General features: G+C 66.7%; 15 protein-coding genes. 9 read left to right on the top strand and 6 right to left on the bottom strand.

The annotated features are described in order from the left end of the window. Window positions 1-3 precede the first annotated feature (3 nt). Window positions 4-1,062, top strand: coding sequence for a Holliday junction branch migration DNA helicase RuvB (gene ruvB / locus EUB48_RS02415; RefSeq protein ID WP_142817455.1), 1,059 nt, complete (start codon window positions 4-6; stop codon window positions 1,060-1,062). Window positions 1,063-1,082: 20 nt separating this feature from the next. On the opposite strand, the gene EUB48_RS02420 is transcribed toward ruvB, so the two are convergent. Continuing rightward, window positions 1,083-1,859: a crotonase/enoyl-CoA hydratase family protein gene (locus EUB48_RS02420; protein WP_142817456.1), complete on the bottom strand. Its 777-nt coding sequence runs from the start codon at window positions 1,857-1,859 to the stop codon at window positions 1,083-1,085. Between the two features lie 199 nt (window positions 1,860-2,058). On the opposite strand from EUB48_RS02420, the gene EUB48_RS02425 reads away from it, so the two are divergent. From EUB48_RS02425 to EUB48_RS02435, 3 genes are all read left to right on the top strand, one after another. Continuing rightward, the gene (locus EUB48_RS02425) at window positions 2,059-3,042 is read left to right on the top strand and encodes a DctP family TRAP transporter solute-binding subunit (RefSeq protein ID WP_142817457.1); all 984 of its coding nucleotides are present in this window, start codon (window positions 2,059-2,061) and stop codon (window positions 3,040-3,042) included. A gap of 78 nt (window positions 3,043-3,120) precedes the next feature. Continuing rightward, complete coding sequence (locus EUB48_RS02430) at window positions 3,121-3,603, top strand: TRAP transporter small permease (protein WP_142817458.1); 483 nt, start codon at window positions 3,121-3,123, stop codon at window positions 3,601-3,603. Then, window positions 3,600-4,904, top strand: a complete 1,305-nt coding sequence (locus tag EUB48_RS02435) for a TRAP transporter large permease (protein WP_142817459.1) — start codon at window positions 3,600-3,602, stop codon at window positions 4,902-4,904. Before EUB48_RS02430 ends, EUB48_RS02435 begins: the two co-directional genes overlap by 4 nt. A 48-nt stretch (window positions 4,905-4,952) precedes the next feature. On the opposite strand, the gene EUB48_RS02440 is transcribed toward EUB48_RS02435, so the two are convergent. The 5 genes from EUB48_RS02440 to EUB48_RS02460 form a co-directional block, all read right to left on the bottom strand. Beyond that, window positions 4,953-6,725 carry a lysoplasmalogenase family protein gene (locus tag EUB48_RS02440; protein WP_142817460.1) on the bottom strand — a complete coding sequence of 591 codons (1,773 nt, stop codon included), beginning with the start codon at window positions 6,723-6,725 and terminating at the stop codon, window positions 4,953-4,955. A gap of 27 nt (window positions 6,726-6,752) precedes the next feature. Continuing rightward, window positions 6,753-7,394 carry a histidine phosphatase family protein gene (locus EUB48_RS02445; RefSeq protein WP_142817461.1) on the bottom strand — a complete coding sequence of 214 codons (642 nt, stop codon included), beginning with the start codon at window positions 7,392-7,394 and terminating at the stop codon, window positions 6,753-6,755. A 46-nt stretch (window positions 7,395-7,440) separates the two neighbouring features. Continuing rightward, on the bottom strand, window positions 7,441-8,373 hold the full coding sequence (ttcA, locus tag EUB48_RS02450) for a tRNA 2-thiocytidine(32) synthetase TtcA (protein ID WP_142817462.1): 933 nt from the start codon (window positions 8,371-8,373) through the stop codon (window positions 7,441-7,443). A 5-nt stretch (window positions 8,374-8,378) separates the two neighbouring features. Next, entirely contained in the window at window positions 8,379-8,750 is a 372-nt protein-coding gene (locus EUB48_RS02455) for a dihydroneopterin aldolase (protein WP_142817463.1), read from the bottom strand. 63 nt (window positions 8,751-8,813) lie between these two features. Beyond that, window positions 8,814-9,608, bottom strand: coding sequence for an SDR family oxidoreductase (locus tag EUB48_RS02460; RefSeq protein WP_142817464.1), 795 nt, complete (start codon window positions 9,606-9,608; stop codon window positions 8,814-8,816). A gap of 20 nt (window positions 9,609-9,628) precedes the next feature. Here EUB48_RS02460 and EUB48_RS02465 point away from each other — a divergent pair, with 20 nt between their 5' ends. The 5 genes from EUB48_RS02465 to EUB48_RS02485 all read left to right on the top strand — a co-directional run bounded on the left by EUB48_RS02465 (window position 9,629) and on the right by EUB48_RS02485 (window position 16,644). Beyond that, entirely contained in the window at window positions 9,629-10,783 is a 1,155-nt protein-coding gene (locus tag EUB48_RS02465; RefSeq protein WP_142817465.1) for a class I SAM-dependent methyltransferase, read from the top strand. Between the two features lie 2 nt (window positions 10,784-10,785). After that, window positions 10,786-10,986 (top strand): DUF2905 domain-containing protein, encoded by a 201-nt coding sequence (locus EUB48_RS02470; RefSeq protein ID WP_077563020.1) that lies wholly within the window; start codon window positions 10,786-10,788, stop codon window positions 10,984-10,986. Further along, complete coding sequence (locus tag EUB48_RS02475) at window positions 10,983-11,969, top strand: ROK family protein (protein WP_244618305.1); 987 nt, start codon at window positions 10,983-10,985, stop codon at window positions 11,967-11,969. The genes EUB48_RS02470 and EUB48_RS02475 overlap by 4 nt, the downstream gene beginning before the upstream one ends. A gap of 151 nt (window positions 11,970-12,120) precedes the next feature. Further along, on the top strand, window positions 12,121-13,500 hold the full coding sequence (locus EUB48_RS02480) for an MdtA/MuxA family multidrug efflux RND transporter periplasmic adaptor subunit (protein WP_142817466.1): 1,380 nt from the start codon (window positions 12,121-12,123) through the stop codon (window positions 13,498-13,500). A gap of 9 nt (window positions 13,501-13,509) precedes the next feature. Continuing rightward, window positions 13,510-16,644 carry an MdtB/MuxB family multidrug efflux RND transporter permease subunit gene (locus EUB48_RS02485; protein WP_142817467.1) on the top strand — a complete coding sequence of 1,045 codons (3,135 nt, stop codon included), beginning with the start codon at window positions 13,510-13,512 and terminating at the stop codon, window positions 16,642-16,644. Window positions 16,645-16,659 lie beyond the last annotated feature (15 nt).

A 16,659-nucleotide genomic window follows, 5' to 3' on the forward strand; every position in this document is an offset into this window, starting at 1 on the left:
CTTATGAGTATCCAGACCGACGACTTCCAGATGCCGCCACCGCAGCGCGTGGTGTCCGCCGCGCCCGCCTCGCCGGGCGAGGAGGCGATCGAGCGCGCGCTGCGGCCCAAGCTGTTCGACGAGTACGTAGGCCAGGCCAAGGTGCGCGAGCAGCTCGAGATTTTCATTGGCGCGGCGAAGATGCGCGCCGAAGCGCTGGACCACGTGCTGCTGTTCGGCCCGCCGGGGCTGGGCAAGACCACGCTGAGCCACATCATTGCGCACGAACTCGGCGTGAACCTGCGCCAGACCTCGGGTCCGGTGCTCGAAAAGCCCAAGGACCTGGCGGCGCTGCTGACCAACCTCGAGAAGAACGACGTGTTGTTCATCGACGAGATTCATCGCCTCTCGCCGGTGGTCGAGGAGATTCTGTACCCCGCGCTGGAGGACTACCAGATCGACATCATGATCGGCGAAGGGCCGGCCGCACGTTCCATCAAGCTGGACCTGCAGCCGTTCACGCTGGTCGGCGCGACCACGCGCGCCGGCATGCTGACGAACCCGCTGCGCGACCGCTTCGGCATCGTGTCGCGGCTGGAGTTCTACACGCCGGAGGAGCTGGCGCGCATCGTGCGGCGCAGTGCCGGCCTGCTGAATGTGGCGACTGACGACGCGGGCGGCTTCGAGATCGCGCGCCGCTCGCGCGGCACGCCGCGCATTGCGAACCGGCTGCTGCGCCGGGTGCGCGACTACGCCGACGTGAAGGGTACGGGCCACATCACGCTCGACATTGCCAACAAGGCGCTGGCCATGCTCGACGTGGACCCGCAGGGCTTCGACGTGATGGACCGCAAGCTGCTGGAGGCCGTGATCCACCGCTTCGACGGTGGCCCGGTGGGGCTCGACAACATCGCGGCCAGCATTGGCGAGGAGCGCGACACCATTGAAGACGTGATCGAGCCCTACCTGATCCAGCAGGGCTACCTGCAGCGCACGCCGCGCGGGCGCATCGCCACGCTGGCCGCCTACAAACATCTGGGCGTCACGCCGCCGAGCCGCAGCGACGGCCTGTTTGCCGAGTAAAGCCCGCGCGGCGGCTCGGGTCAGCCGCCGAACTTGCCGTGCCGGCCGGCGCCTTGCGCAAAGCGCGCGGCGCCGGCTTCGCCCTCAGAAAACACCATCGGCGTGCCCTGCGCGCCTTCGCGCAACAAGGCTTCGGCCAGCGACAGATCCCACTGCTCGTAGGCGGAGCGGCGGTCGGCCAGCATGCATTGCTGCGGGAAGGCCGCGATCTGGCGCGCCAGTTCCTGTGCCGCCGCCAGCGCGCCGCCGTGCGGCGTGATGCGATTCACCAGGCCCATCGCCAGCGCTTCCGGCGCCGGCACCGGGCGGCCGGTCAGGATCAGGTCGAGCGCGCGGCCCATGCCGACGATGCGCGGCAGCCGCACGGTGCCGCCATCGATCAGCGGCACGCCCCAGCGGCGGCAGAAGACGCCGAAGATCGCGTCCTCATCGGCCACCCGCATGTCCGCCAGCAGGGCCAATTCCAGGCCGCCGGCGACGGCATGGCCATTCACGGCGGCGATCAGCGGTTTGCGCAAGGCCATGCGCGTCGGCCCCATCGGGCCACTGCCGCCGCCCTCCAGGTCGAGCTCGTTGCGCAAGGCCGGGTCGGACACCGCGCCCAGATCCGCACCGGCGCAAAAGTGGCCGCCCGCCCCGGTCAGGATGGCGATGCGCAAGGCATCATCGCCCTGGAAGCGGTCGAACGCCGCGCGCAACGCCGCTGCCATCGGGCCGTTGACGGCATTGCGCTTGTCCGGCCGGTTCATCGTGATGGTGCAGACGGCCGCGTCCACGCTGAATGAAATGTGGTGCATGACTTCCCCTTTTCTGCATTGAGCCTTGTGACCACCCGATGAAAGCTGGCACGGGGCAGCGGCAGTGTCGCACGCATGCAGGGGATTGGGTAGCAAGTTCCCGGGGCCGCCGAATGATCGTCTGCTAACATATGATTCGCTCGCGTCCGGCTGGTTCTGTGCCTGCATCGTGTGCAAATTAACCCGCAAAGGAACAAGGATGAACTCAATATCACGCACCGTGGCCGCACTGGCCTGCGTGTTCGGGATGGCATGGAGCGGGGCCGCTGCGGCCGCCCCCGTGCAGGTGAACATCGGCATCGTCACCGCCCCGGCGTTCGTGCACACGCTGTCGGCGGAAAAGTTCAAGGAAGCGCTCGACAAGGCCTTGCCCGGCGAGTACGACGTGGTCATCCACAATTCCGGTGCGCTGGGCAGCGAGACCCAGGTGCTGCAGCAACTGCAGCTGGGCACCGTGCAGATGTGCGTGTGCACCACCGGCCCGGTCGAGGCCTTTGTGCCCGAGATCAAGGCCATCGAGATGCCGTTCCTGTTCAGCTCGTACGAGCAGACCGACAAGGTGCTGGATGGCCCCATCGGCCAGGATCTGCTCAAGCGCTTTGGCAAGGCCGGCCTCGTCGGCATGCACTTCGAGGACAACGGTTTCCGCAATCTCACCAACTCCAAGCGCGCCATCCGCGAGCCCGCCGATGTCAAAGGCATGAAGATCCGGACCATGGAGTCGCCGACCCACCTGGCCATCTGGCGCGACATTGGCGCCAACCCGACGCCCATGGCGTGGCCGATCACGACCCAGTTGCAGCAGGGCGTGCTCGATGGTCAGGAAAACCCGATCTCCGTGATTTCGGCGGCCAAGCTCAATGAGGTGGGGCAAAAGTATCTGACGCTGACCCGGCACGTGTATTCGGCGCTCGTGTTCGTCGGCAGCAAGGCCTTCTTCGACAAGCTGCCGCCCGCCGATCAACAGGCCTTCATGGCCGCGGCGGCGCAGGCTTCGACTTTCGGGCGCAACTATGTGCGCAGCAACGAGGCCAAGCAGCTCGCGGCGCTGGAGGCGGCGGGCATGCAGGTCGTCACGAACCCGGATCTGGCGGCCTTCCGTGCCAAGACCGAGCCGGTCTACGCGTCGCTCACCGGCGACACGAAGAAGATCGTCGACGAGATCCGCAAGAGCGAAAAATAGAGAGCCATCGACGGCTGGACGGGGACCGCGCCGGCGCTGCGCCGCCCCTGCTCCCGCCTTGTCGCGCTTGACCTCAACATGAATCTGCACCACCGCTTGCTGGCGTTCAGCGACCGCGTCAACGGCCTGGTCGAGCAGCTGCTTCTGCTCATCGGGGTGGCCTTTTCGCTGATCCTGTTCGCCCAGGTGCTGGCGCGCTACCTGGGGCACTCGCTGAGCTGGTCCGAAGAGATCGGGCGCTACCTGCTGGTCGCCACCACGTTCCTCGGCGCCACCGTCGCCTACAAGCGGGCGGACTTCATCGGTCTGGCCGGCTTCGGCGCCAGATTCGGCCGCCTGGTCGAGCGCATCATCGTGCGCGCACTGCAGCTGCTGACGCTGGCGTGCTTCGGCTTCATCACCTGGTTCGGCGTGGGCTATACGTTCAAGGCCTGGGATCAGACCTCGAGCGCGGTGCAGATGCCGATGTCGCTGCCGATCGCCGTGCTGCCCTTGTCGGGCGCCATCTTCCTGCTGCACGTTCTCGTTGACCTGACCCGGCCTGTGGTCCCCTCAGCGTGATCATCGTCCTGCTGTTCGTGCTGATGTTCGTGCTGATGGCGCTGGGCCTGCCCATCGCGCTCTCCATCGGCCTGCCGGCGATCGGCCTGATCGTCTCGCCCGGCGTGTTCCCCGACACGGTCACCCTGTCCGCGCTGGGCCAGACCGTCGTCCAGCAGCTTTTCTCGGGGGTCGACTCGTTCGACCTGCTGGCCGTGCCGCTGTTCATGATTGCCGGCTCGATCATGGAGGTGGGCGGCATCTCGCGCCGCCTGATCGACTTCTGCGACAGTCTGGTCGGCTGGGCGCCGGGCGGCCTGGCGGCGGCGGCGATCGGGGCCTCGATGATCATCGCCGGCATCTCGGGCTCGGCCGCTGCCGATACCGCGGCGATCGGTGCGGTGGTGATTCCGACCATGATCCGCCAGGGCTATCCGCCCGCCTTCGCCGCCGCCGTGGTGGCGGCCGGCGGCGCCATCGGCATCATCATCCCGCCGTCGATCCCGATGATTTTGTTCGGCTTCATGACCAACATCTCGACCTCCCAGCTATTCGCCGGCGGCTTGCTGGTGGGCGTGCTGATGGGCCTGTCGTTCATGGCCGTGGCAATCGGCATCTCGTGGCGCAGGGGTTATGGCGAGCGCGTGGCCTTCACCTGGAAGAGGGTGGCCAGCACGGGGCGCGCTGCCCTGTGGTCGATGGGCGCGCCCGTGATCGTCCTGGGCGGCATCCTGAGCGGCATCGTCACGGTGACCGAAGGCGCAGCGCTGGCCGTGTTCTATGCGCTGCTGGTCGGCACCGTGATCAACCGCGAACTGGCCTGGCGCGACCTGCCGCGCCTGATGGTGCGCTCGCAGGTGGTGGCCGGCGGCATCCTGTTCATCATCGCGATGGCCAAGGTCTTCGGCTGGCTGCTGGCCATGCAGCAGGGCGCGCAGTTGCTGAACGTCTTCGTGAATTCGATGTCGCTGCCGCCGGTGGGCCTGCTGCTGCTGGTGCTGGCCCTGTTGCTGGTCGTCGGCTGCGTGATGGAGACCACCGCGGCGCTGCTGCTGGTGGTGCCGGTGCTGGCCCTGCTGACGCCGCAGATGCAGATCGACCCGGTGCAGTTCGGCGTGCTGGTGGTGACCAACCTCGCGATCGGGATGCTCACGCCGCCGGTGGGCATCTGCCTGTTCGTGAGCTGCGGCATCGCCGACGTGACGCTGGGCCGGATCTCGCGGGCGGTGATGCCGCTGGTGGCCGTGGCCATCCTGGACATGCTGATTGCCGCGCTGTGGTCGCCCCTGACGATGTGGCTGCCGACCTTGCTCTACCGCTGATGCAGCGTTTGCCGTGCCGGGCGGCAGCGGCCAGGATTTTAAATCAAATCAGCTTCTAGCCCTTGCTGAACATGCGTAGGTAGCTATCAAAATCTGAGCGCAGTAGTAGCTGGACAAGACCCATAGCGGCGCCAGCGGCAGCGGGTGTGCAAAGCGGTCGATGGCCAGCAGCGCGTCGCTCAACATGAAAAATCCCGCCCCCACGGCCACCATCACGGCGCCCTGGTTGCGCAACAGCGTGGCGCGGCCGATGGCCTGCGCCGCCATCAGCGCGATGACCACCACGTAGGCGGCCACGGCCGGCCGCAGCACCGGTCCGATCCCGTGCCACAGGTAGGCGTACATGCCCGCACCCACACCCAGCGTGCCATAGAGCGCGCGCCGGCTCGGGAACCACACGGAGCGCACGCCCGCGACCTCGCGCCCCGTGCCCGCGCCGAGCGACTGCAGCTGCGCGGTGCCAAGCTTGAACAGCACGAGGTAGCACAGGTGGGCGATCAGGAACGCCACCAGCCCCGGGAGGAAGTAGCCCGGGAACATCAGCAGCACATCGCCCGCCAGCGCGGCCGCGAGCGCCGCCATCAACAGTGCATCCAATCGACCCTCAGCCCTGGTGGTACGGTGACTCAAGGCTACGAAAACCATAGCAATCACCATGGTCAGCGGCTTGAAGAGGTGGTGCAGGTCGGGCAGGCCCATGGCACTGCTCGCGGTGGCCAGCGCGGCGGACTCGATCAGGAGCACCTCCAGCACGTTGATGCGCCCCTGCAGCACGGCGCCGAGCGCCCACAGGGCCGCCATTAACGCCGCCAGCCACACGGCGGCTTGCGCCAACGGCATGGTGTCGGCAAACCACAGGAACACGGAGACACCTGCCAGCAGCAGTGCGAACTGCACGCCGGAAAACCACAGTACGGCGCGGCTCACGAGGGGATGAAAGCGTTTGACCTGCGCCATCTCGAACGCCGGCTTGGGAAAGCGCTGAGCCACGTCTGCAGGCCGCCAGCCCGGCGGTTTGAACCAGACGCGCAGCTTGTCACGCCAAAGGCGCGTGTGCCACGAGTCCTTGAGCAGCGCCCAATAGACTTCAAAGTTGGCCCACAGCGGATCCCAGCTGTTCAGCGCGCCGCGCGTGCCGTAGACGCATTTCTCGCGCTCTTCGGTGAAGGTGCCGAACAGCCGGTCCCAGACGATCAGGATGCCGCCGTAGTTCTTGTCGAGGTAGGGGTCGTTCACGGCGTGGTGCACGCGGTGGTTCGACGGCGAGCAGAACCAGCGGTCGAACCAGCCCAGCCGGGGCACGTGCTCGGTGTGGACCCAGAACTGGTACAGCAGGTCGATCAGCGCGACGACGGTGAAGATCAAAGGCGGCACGCCGGCCACTGCCATCGGCACATAGAAAATCCAGCGCAGCAGCTCGTAGGTGGCGGGTTGCCGCAGCGCGGTCGAGAGGTTGTAGTCCTGGCTCTGGTGGTGCACCACGTGTGCGGCCCACAGCACGGCGCTTCTGTGGCCCATGCGGTGCAGCCAGTAGTAGCACAGGTCGTAGAACAGCAGCGCCAGCAGCCAGCCGTACCAGGTGTTCCAGAACTCCGGGTTCGGGTAGAGCGCGACGCCAGCGTAGATGGCGCTGTAGATGCCGATCTGCAGCAGCCGCGTGAACACCGCGCTGAGCTGGCTCAGAGCCCCAAGGCTGATGCTGTTGATGGCGTCGTTCAGACGGTAGGTGTTGCGGCCCTTCGCCCAGCCCCAGGCGAATTCGAAGGCGATCAGCAGCAGGAACACCGGCGTCGCGAGGACGATGATTTGGCTGGGGGTCATCGGCTCAGGACTCCCCGGGCCTGCTTGTCATGCGGTGGTTTCGTCGAGTGATTCATCGTCCTGGAGATGGTTGGTGTCGGCCCAGCCGACCAGCGTCAGGCCCTGCGGCGTCCACAGCAGGCGGTTGATGGCCGCATTGCCCAGTGCCCAGGTGCGCGGCGCCTGCAATTCCTGCCGCGTGGCGGCGCGGTACAGCACGTCCATCACGCCGCCGTGGCTGACCAGCGCGATCAGCTCGCCGCGGTGGCGCTCGGCCAGGGTCTGCACGGCGTGCGTCACGCGCTGCCTGAACTGCAACAGGGACTCGCCGCCCTCGGGCGCGAAGTCGGGGTCGCGCTTGCGCCAGCGCAGCGACTGTTCGGGCCACAGCGCCGCGATTTCGGCAAAGGTCTTGCCCTCGAATACGCCGAACTCGCGCTCGCGCAAACCCTCCTCGCTGAGCACCGGCAGCTCCGTGGCCTCGGCCAGCGCGAGCGCGGTCTCCCGCGCGCGCAGCAGGTCGCTCGCGTAAATGGTGCGGATGGGCTCGTCCGCCAGCGCCAGCGCCATGCGGCCAGCCTGCCAGCGGCCGGTCTCGTTGAGCGGAATGTCGAGCTGGCCCTGGATGCGGGTGTCTACGTTCCAGGCGGTTTCTCCGTGGCGGATGGCGAGGATGCGGGTAGTGTTCATGGGGGGCAGGGATCGTGTCGGAGGTTAGGTCAAGGGCCTCGTTTTTTCAGGTGATGTGCACCACCTGCACGCCGGCCGGTGCGAATGCCGGATGGGCGGGGGCGAAGTCTTCAGTGTCAAACGCCTTGTCGCCGTTGGCGTCCGCCACGCCGGTCGCGCGCGCGCCCTTGAAGTCGTACAGCGCGCCGTCGAGCAGGTGGCTGGGCACCACGTTTTGCAGGGCGTTGAACATGTTTTCCACGCGGCCTGGGAACTTCTTTTCCCACTCGCGCAGCATCTCGCCGACCTGCTTGCGCTGCAGGTTCTCCTGGCTGCCGCACAGGTTGCACGGAATGATCGGAAAGTCGCGGTGCTGCGACCAGCGCTGCGCGTCCTTCTCGGCCACGAAGGCCAGCGGGCGGATCACCACGTGGCGCCCGTCGTCGCTGACCAGCTTGGGCGGCATGCTCTTCATCTTGCCGCCGAAGAACATGTTCAGCAGCAGCGTCTGCAGGATGTCGTCGCGGTGGTGGCCCAGCGCGATTTTGGTCGCGCCCAGTTCGTCGGCCACGCGGTACAGGATGCCGCGGCGCAGCCGGCTGCACAGGCTGCAGGTGGTCTTGCCCTCGGGGATGAGGCGCTTGACGATGCTGTAGGTGTCCTCGTTCTCGATGTGAAACGGCACGCCCGTGCTCTTCAAATAGTCGGGCAGCACATGCTCGGGAAAGCCGGGCTGCTTCTGGTCCAGATTCACCGCGATCAGGTCGAAGTGGATCGGCGCGCGGCGCTTCAGCTTGAGCAGGATGTCGAGCAGCGTGTAGCTGTCCTTGCCGCCCGACATGCAGACCATGACCTTGTCGCCCTCCTCGATCATGTTGTACTGCACGATGGCGCGGCCCACCTCGCGGCACAGGCGCTTCTCGAGCTTGTGCGTTTCGCGCTCGATCTTCAAATCCCGGCTCGGTGGCACGATTTCGTTGTCAATCCACTGGGTGTTCACAAGATTCACCACTGCCCCGTCTCGATGCGAATCGCCACTTCGCAGTCGTCAAAAATCTTCAGCTTGGCGATCTTCACGCGCACGCCCAGCACGCCGGGCAGCTGCATCAGCCGGTGCGCGAGTTTGCCGATCAGCGACTCCAGCAGGTTCACGTGCTCGGCCGTGCATTCCTTGATGATGATCTGGCGCACCTTGCGGTAGTCCAGCACGTGTGTGATCTCGTCGTCGCGCGGCAGCAGCGGCTGGGGGCCGAGGTTGAGATCGGCGTCGACCTGGATCGGCTGCGGCGCGTTTTTTTCGTGCGCCAGGATGCCCAGGTTGGCGTTGAAACGCAAACCGGTCAAGGTGAGGATCTGCAGGCCTTTGGTGTTCAGCATGGTCTTAGAGTGTTGAGGACAGAGCAAGATTGCTGCGCAATTCCTGGTCTGTCCCGCAAGGTTTTACATCATTGAAAAGTCTTGCTCGAACCGCATCAGATGCTGGCCGCCATCGACCAGCAGCGTGGTGCCCGTGATGGAGGAGTTTTCCAGCGCGAATTTCACGGCCGCCGCAACATCGGCGGGCGTTGAGGAGCGGCCCAGCGGCGAGAGCTTGTGCAGGGCCTCGAATTTCTCGTCGCTCAGCAGGTGGCTGGTCAGCGTCAGCCCCGGCGCCACGCCGACCACGCGCAGCTGCGGCGCCAGCGCCATGGCCAGCAGCGTGTTGGCGGCCTCCAGCGCAGCCTTGGACAGGGTGTAGCTGAAAAAGTCGGGATTCGGGTTCCACAGTTTCTGGTCGAGCAGATTCACCACCACGCCGGGCGCGCTTTGGCCCTCGCCTGCAGGATCGTCGCCCCGCGCCTTCACATGCTCGAACAAAGCCTGCGCCAGCAGGATCGGGGCGCCGGTATTGCTGCGCCAATGCGTTTCCATGGCCGCAAAGCTGAAGCTGGCCGGGCTGTCGTGCTCGAAGGTGGAGGCGCTGTTCACCACGGCGTCGACCGCGCCGAAGTGCTTGATGACCCGCGGCAGCAGCGCGCGCACCGCGGCCTCGTCCGAGAGATCGGCATCAAAAGCGGCGCTGGCCCGCGACAGCTCTACGCAGTCAGCTACCGTTTTAATAGCGTCTGCCTGCGAGCCACGGTAGTGCACCGCGACCTGCCAGCCGCTGGCCGCGAGCGCGAGCGCGATCTCGCGGCCCAGCCGTCTGGCGGAGCCGGTGACGAGAACCGTGCGGGGGCGGGCAGGGGCGGACATTCGGGGACAATTCGGCTCAGATGACAACACAGCGTAGTTTAACGAGCACCCTCGCAAAGCAGATAGGGCGGGCCATCCAATCCAGCGGCGGCTGGATCGGCTTTGACGAGTACATGGCGCTGGCCCTGTACACGCCGGGCCTGGGCTATTACGCCAACGATTTGCGCAAATTTGGCACCATGCCGCACGGCGTGAAGGGCGGGGGCAGCGACTTCGTGACCGCGCCCGAGATGACGCCGCTGTTCGGCCAGACACTGGCCGCGCAGGTGGCGCAGGCGCTGCAAGTCACGCAGACGTGCGAGGTCTGGGAATTTGGCGCCGGCTCCGGCGCGCTGGCGCTGCAGCTGCTCGATACGCTGGATGCGTCGGGGGTGGCGGTGCAGACCTACACCATCGTCGACCTGTCCGGCACGCTGCGCGAGCGCCAGCAGCAGACCCTGGCGGCACACGCCGGCCGGGTGCGCTGGGTCAGCGCATTGCCCGAGACGATGCGGGGCGTGCTGGTGGGCAACGAGGTGCTGGACGCCATGCCGGTCAAGCTGCTGGTGCGCACAGATGGTGTGTGGCACGAGCGCGGCGTGGCCTGCGAGATGAGCCAGACGGGCGAGCCGGGCCGCTTCGTCTGGCAGGACCGGCCCACCGCGCTGCGCCCGCCGGTCGACATCCTTGGCGCGCACGACTACCTGACCGAGATCCACCCGCAGATGGAGGCCTTCATTCGCACGCTGGCCGGCACTTTGATGCGCGGCGCGGCCTTCTTCATCGACTACGGCTTTCCCGAGGCCGAGTACTACCATCCGCAGCGCCACATGGGCACCGTGATGTGCCACCGCGGGCACCTGGCCGACGCCGATCCGCTGGCCCTGGTCGGGCTCAAGGACATCACGGCGCACGTCAACTTCACCGCTCTGGCGCTGGCGGCGCAGGAGGCCGTTACCTCGCCCGAAGCCGCGCAGGAGGTGGGCACGCTCGGCTACACGAGCCAGGCGCGCTTTCTCATGAACGCGGGTTTGCTCTCGAAACTGGAGCACGCAACGCTTGCCGAGCGCGCGATGGCGCTCAAATTAATCAACGAACACGAGATGGGCGAGTTGTTCAAGGTGATCGGCTTCTACAAGGGCGCGCCGTGGCAGGCGCTGGGTTTTGCGCAGGGCGACCGAACCCCTACACTCTGAGCATGATCCGCTGGTTTGCCGTCGTCTTCTTCGCGCTGGTGCTGCTCAGCGGGCTCACGCCGTGGCTGCACAAGCTCGGCTTTGGCCGGCTGCCCGGCGACCTGCGCTTTCGGCTGTTCGGGCGCGATTGGGACATTCCGCTGGCCAGCACCGTCCTGCTGAGTCTGGCGGCCAGTGTGCTCGTGCGGGTGTTGAGCCGTTGAGCAACAGGACCCCGATCGATTTTGGCGCGCTGCGCGCCGCGCCCGTGGCCTGCGTGGACGTCGGCGGCACCAAGGTGGCCGTCAGCGTGGCGGACCGGCAGGGCCTGCACGGGCGCGTCACGGAACCCACGGCCAAGCAGGGCGCCAACGACGCACTGGGGCGCCAGGTCGTGCGCCTGATCGGCCAGAGCTGCGCCGCCGCGGGCCTGGCCGCCACCGATCTGGCGGCGGTGGGCGTGTCATCGTGCGGGCCGTTTGTGCTGAACCAGGGCCTGATCGAACTGTCGCAGCCCAACATCTGCGGCGGCCTGGCCGGCCCGGCGCGCGGCCTGCCCAATGATTGGCAAACTGCGCTGCTGGAGGCGCCGCTGCGCGAGAGTGTTGCCAGCGACACCTGCCTGCTCCGGATCGAGAACGACGGCGTCGCTGCACTGGAAGCCGAGCGCCGCTGGGGCGCGCTGCAGGGCGTCGATCATTGCGCGTATGTCACCTGGAGCACCGGCATTGGCGTGGGACTGTGCGTGGGCGGCCAGGTGCTGCGCGGCAAGAGCGGCAATGCCGGCCACGCCGGGCACAGTTTCGTGAGCGACAACGAGCAGGCGCTGTGCGGCTGCGGCAACCGCGGCGACGTCGAGGCGCTGGTTGCGGGCAATGCCGTCGCAAGGCGGTTTGCGGCGCAGGGGTATGCCGACGCTGCTGCACTTTTCATAGCTGCAAGCGCAGGTGATGTAAGGGCTACGGCCATGATTGACGAGATATGCCGGGTGCTGGGGCGCATGCTCTACAACCTGGTGGCCACGCTCGACTTGCAGCGCATTGCCATTGGTGGCGGCGTGTTCTGGCCGCACCGCGATTTTTTGCTGCCGCGCCTGCAGGCGCAGCTCACGGGCCGGCTGGCCGCACTGACCGATGGCGCCGAACTGGTGCCTGCGGGGCTGGGCGACAAGGTCGGCGACTACGCCGCGCTGGCGCTGGTGGCTTGACGGGTGGGCCGTGCGCCGGGCCCGCCGCGGGTCCCTTTGTGAGGCGCTTGTATGAGGCGGGTAAAACAATCGTAAAGCAGCTTGGCTGCGGCGCGAAAACGCTGCCTGCGTGCTGGTGGGCGCGGCCTCGTTTGCTACCATCCATCGCACCATGAATACACCCTCCAACCCGCCCCCTGACGCCAGCCCCTCTGCAGAGTCTCGCGCCAGTCGCCGCGGACGTTGGTGGTCGAACGGCTGGTTCTTGACGCTGCTGGTGCTGGTGCTCGCCGCCGGTGCCTATTACTTCATCTGGAAGCGCCCGGCCAAGGCGCCGGCCGGTGCGGCGTCCGCCCCGGCTCGCGCGGGCGCGGGAGGGAGCCAGCGCTTCAGCGGCGTGAACGGGGTGTCGCCGGTGGGCGTGGCCGTGGCCAGGACGACCGACATCGACGTGTACCTGAGCGGCCTGGGGTCGGTCACACCGCTGGCCACGGCTGTGGTCAAAAGCCGCGTCGACGGCACCTTGATAACGCTGAACTTCACCGAAGGGCAGGAAGTCAAGGCCGGCCAGCTGCTGGCGGAGCTCGACCCGCGCCCCTACCAGGTGGCCGTGACGCAGGCGGAGGGGCAGCTGGCGCGTGATGTGGCGCTGCTCAATGGCGCCAGGGTGGATCTGCAGCGCTACCGCGTGCTGGTCGAGCAGGACTCGATCCAGTCGCAGCAGCTCGACACCCAGGTCGCGCTGGTCAAACAGTACGAGGGCACGGTCAAGTCCGACCAGGGCAACCTGGACAGCGCGCGCCTTCAGTTGCTGTACTCGAAGGTGACGGCGCCTATCGGTGGGCGCATCGGCCTGCGCCAGGTGGACCTGGGCAACGTGGTGCACGCCAGCGACACCACCGGCATTGCCACCATCACCCAGTTGCACCCCATCACCGTGGTCTTCTCGTTGCCGGAGGACAGCATTCCCGCCATCACGAAGCGGCTGCGCAGCGGCGCCAAGCCCATGACCGAGGCCTGGGACCGCGACCAGCAGAACAAGCTCGCCACCGGCGCCTTGCTGACGATCGACAACCAGGTCGACAACACCACGGGTACCGTCAAGCTCAAGGCGCAGTTCCCCAACACCGACGGCGCGCTGTTCCCGCAGCAGTTCGTGAACGTGCACATGCTGCTCGATGTGCTGCGCGGCGCCACGGCCATTCCCAGCGCGGCCATCCAGCGCAGCGCCACGGGGCTGTATGTGTACGTCGTCAAGGCCGACAACACCGTGACGGTGCGCAGCGTGACCACCGGCCCGGCGCAGGGCGACCTGACTGCGGTCAGCACCGGCATTGCGCCAGGGGAGACCGTGGTGGTCGATGGCATCGACAAGCTGCGCGAGGGCGCCAAGGTCGAGCCGGTGGTGCGCGGCGGGCCCAATGACCCGGCGCTGCAGCAGCCCAAGCCGGGCGCGCGCGGGGCCGGCAAGCGCCGCGGCGCGGGGGCCGCCAGCGCACCGGCAGCCGGCGCGTCGGCACCTGCCGCGCCGGCAGCCAGCGCCGCGCATTAAAAGCTCGTCATGAACCCGTCACGCATCTTCATCCTGCGGCCGGTCGCGACCTCGCTGCTGATGCTGGCCATCTTGCTGGCCGGCATCGTGGCGTTCAGGCAGTTGCCGCTGTCGGCGCTGCCGGAGGTCGACTACCCCACCATCCAGGTCGTCACGCTGTACCCGGGAGCCAGCCCCGACGTGATGACCTCGTCCGTCACGGCGCCGCTGGAGCGCACCTTTGGCCAGATGCCGGGCCTGAACCAAATGTCGTCCACCAGCTCGGGCGGCGCTTCGGTGATCACGCTGCAGTTCAGCCTGGATCTGAGCCTGGACATTGCCGAGCAGGAGGTGCAGGCCGCCATCAACGCCAGCGGCAACCTGCTGCCCGCGGACCTGCCGACGCCGCCCATCTACAACAAGGTGAATCCGGCCGACACGCCGATCCTGACGCTCGCGATCACCTCCAAGACACTGCCGCTGCCCAGGGTGAGCGACCTGATCGACACGCGGCTGGCGCAAAAGCTCTCGCAGGTGGCGGGCGTCGGCCTGGTGACGCTGTCGGGCGGGCAGCGTCCCGCCGTGCGCATTCAGCTCAATCCGAAGGCCGTGGCCGCGCTCGGGCTCAACCTGGATGACGTGCGCACCGCCATCGGCAACGCCAACGTGAACCAGGCCAAGGGCAACTTCGACGGGCCGACGCGGGCCTCCACCATCGACGCCAACGACCAGCTCAAGTCGGCCGATGAATACAAAAACCTGATCGTCGCGTACAAGAACGGCGCCCCCATCCGCATCTCCGACATTGCCGATGTGGTGGACTCGGCCGAGAACGTGCGCCTGGCCGCCTGGGCCAACACCACGCCGGCGATCATCATGAACATCCAGCGCCAGCCGGGCGCCAACGTGATCGGCGTGGTCGACAACATCAAGAAGATTTTGCCCGCGCTGCAGGCCACGCTGCCGGGCGCCATCGACGTCAAGGTTCTGACGGACCGGACCACCACCATCCGGGCCTCGGTCAGCGATGTGGAGTTCGAGCTGCTGCTGTCGGTGGCGCTGGTGGTGATGGTGATCTTCGTGTTCCTGCGCAACGTGCCGGCCACCATCATTCCCAGTGTCGCGGTGCCGCTGTCGCTGGTCGGCACCTTCGGCGTCATGTATTTCGCGGGTTTTTCCATCAACAACCTGACCCTGATGGCGCTGACGATCGCTACCGGCTTCGTGGTGGACGATGCGATCGTGATGATCGAGAACATCTCGCGCTACATCGAGGAGGGCATGAAACCGCTGGAGGCGGCACTGAAGGGCTCGGCGCAGATCGGCTTCACCATCATCTCGCTGACCGTGTCGCTGATCGCGGTGCTGATCCCGCTGCTCTTCATGGGCGACGTGGTCGGGCGCCTGTTCCGCGAATTCGCCGTGACGCTGGCAGTTGCCATTCTCATCTCGGCGGTGGTGTCGCTGACGCTGACCCCGATGATGTGCGCGCGGCTGCTGCGCCACACGCCGCCCGAAAAACAGGGCTGGTTCTTCCGCAAGAGCGGGGCCTTTTTCGACAACGTCATCGCCCATTACGGGCGGGCGCTCGAATGGGTGCTGGACCGCCAGATGCTGACGCTGCTCGTTGCCTTCGCCACGCTCGTGCTCACGGTGCTGCTCTATATCTTCGTGCCGAAAGGGTTTTTCCCGGTGCAGGACACCGGGGTGATTCAGGGCATTTCCGAGGCCACGCAATCGGTTTCGTTCGCCACCATGGGCGAGCGCCAGCAGGCGCTGGCCCGCGTGGTGCTGCAGGACCCCGCGGTGCAGAGCCTGTCGTCGTTCATCGGAGTCGACGGCACCAATGTCACGCTCAACAGCGGGCGCCTGCAGATCAACCTCAAGCCCAAGGCGGAGCGCGGCATCAGCGCCAGTGACGTGATCCGGCGCCTGGGGCCCAGGCTCGACGCCGATGTGCCGGGCATCAAGCTGTACATGCAGCCGGTGCAGGACCTGACCATCGAGGACAGCGTGAGCCGCACCCAGTACCAGTTCAGCCTGGAAGACGCGAACCCGGACGAGCTCAGTCTGTGGGTGCCCCGGCTGGTCGCGCGACTGCAGCAAATCCCGCAGCTGGCGGACGTGGCCAGCAACCTGCAGGATGAGGGTCTGCAGGCCTATATCGACATCGACCGCGACTCGGCCTCGCGCCTGGGTATCACCACGGCGGCGATCGACAACGCGCTGTACAACGCCTTCGGCCAGCGCATGATCTCCACGATCTACACGCAGTCCAACCAGTACCGCGTGGTGATGGAGGTCAAGCCCGAATTCCAGAAGGGCCCCGCCGCACTGAACGGCATCTACCTGGTCACGGGCAGCGGCGGCCAGATTCCGCTGTCCAGCATCGCCCGCATTTCCGAGAAAACCGCGCCGCTGGTGGTGAACCATCTGAGCCAATTCTCCGCCGCGACAGTCTCCTTCAACCTGGCGGCGGGCGCCTCGCTGGGCGACGCCGTCGACGCGATCAAGGCGGCCGAGGCCGAGATCGGCCTGCCCGTGAGCGTGCAGACCAGCTTCCAGGGTGCCGCGCTGGCGTTCCAGGCCTCGCTCAGCAACACGCTGTTGCTGATCCTGGCAGCCATCATCACAATGTACATCGTGCTCGGGGTGCTGTACGAGAGCTACATCCACCCGGTCACGATCCTGTCCACGCTGCCCTCGGCCGCGGTCGGCGCGCTGCTGGCGCTGCTGCTCACGGGCCATGACATCGACATCATCGCGATCATCGGCATCATCCTCTTGATCGGCATCGTGAAGAAGAACGCCATCATGATGATCGACTTCGCGCTGGACGCCGAACGCCACGAGGGCAAGTCGCCGCGCGAGGCGATCTACCAGGCCTGCCTGCTGCGCTTCCGTCCCATCCTGATGACGACGATGTCCGCCCTGCTGGGCGCCTTGCCCCTGATGCTCGGTGGCGGTGTCGGCTCCGAGTTGCGCCAGCCGCTGGGCATCACCATGGTCGGCGGTCTGTTGGTGTCGCAGGTGCTGACACTGTTCACCACGCCGGTGATCTACCTGGCCTTCGATCGTGTGGCGCGGCGCATGAAAAAGCGCTTTGGCAACCCCGACGTGGACTCGGATGGGACGCCGGCTGTGGACCCGCTGGTCCAGCCTTGAGCGCAATGGCCTGAC

Origin of the sequence: Rhodoferax sediminis, assembly GCF_006970865.1 — a bacterium.
Classification (GTDB): Bacteria; Pseudomonadota; Gammaproteobacteria; order Burkholderiales; family Burkholderiaceae_C; genus Rhodoferax_A; species Rhodoferax_A sediminis.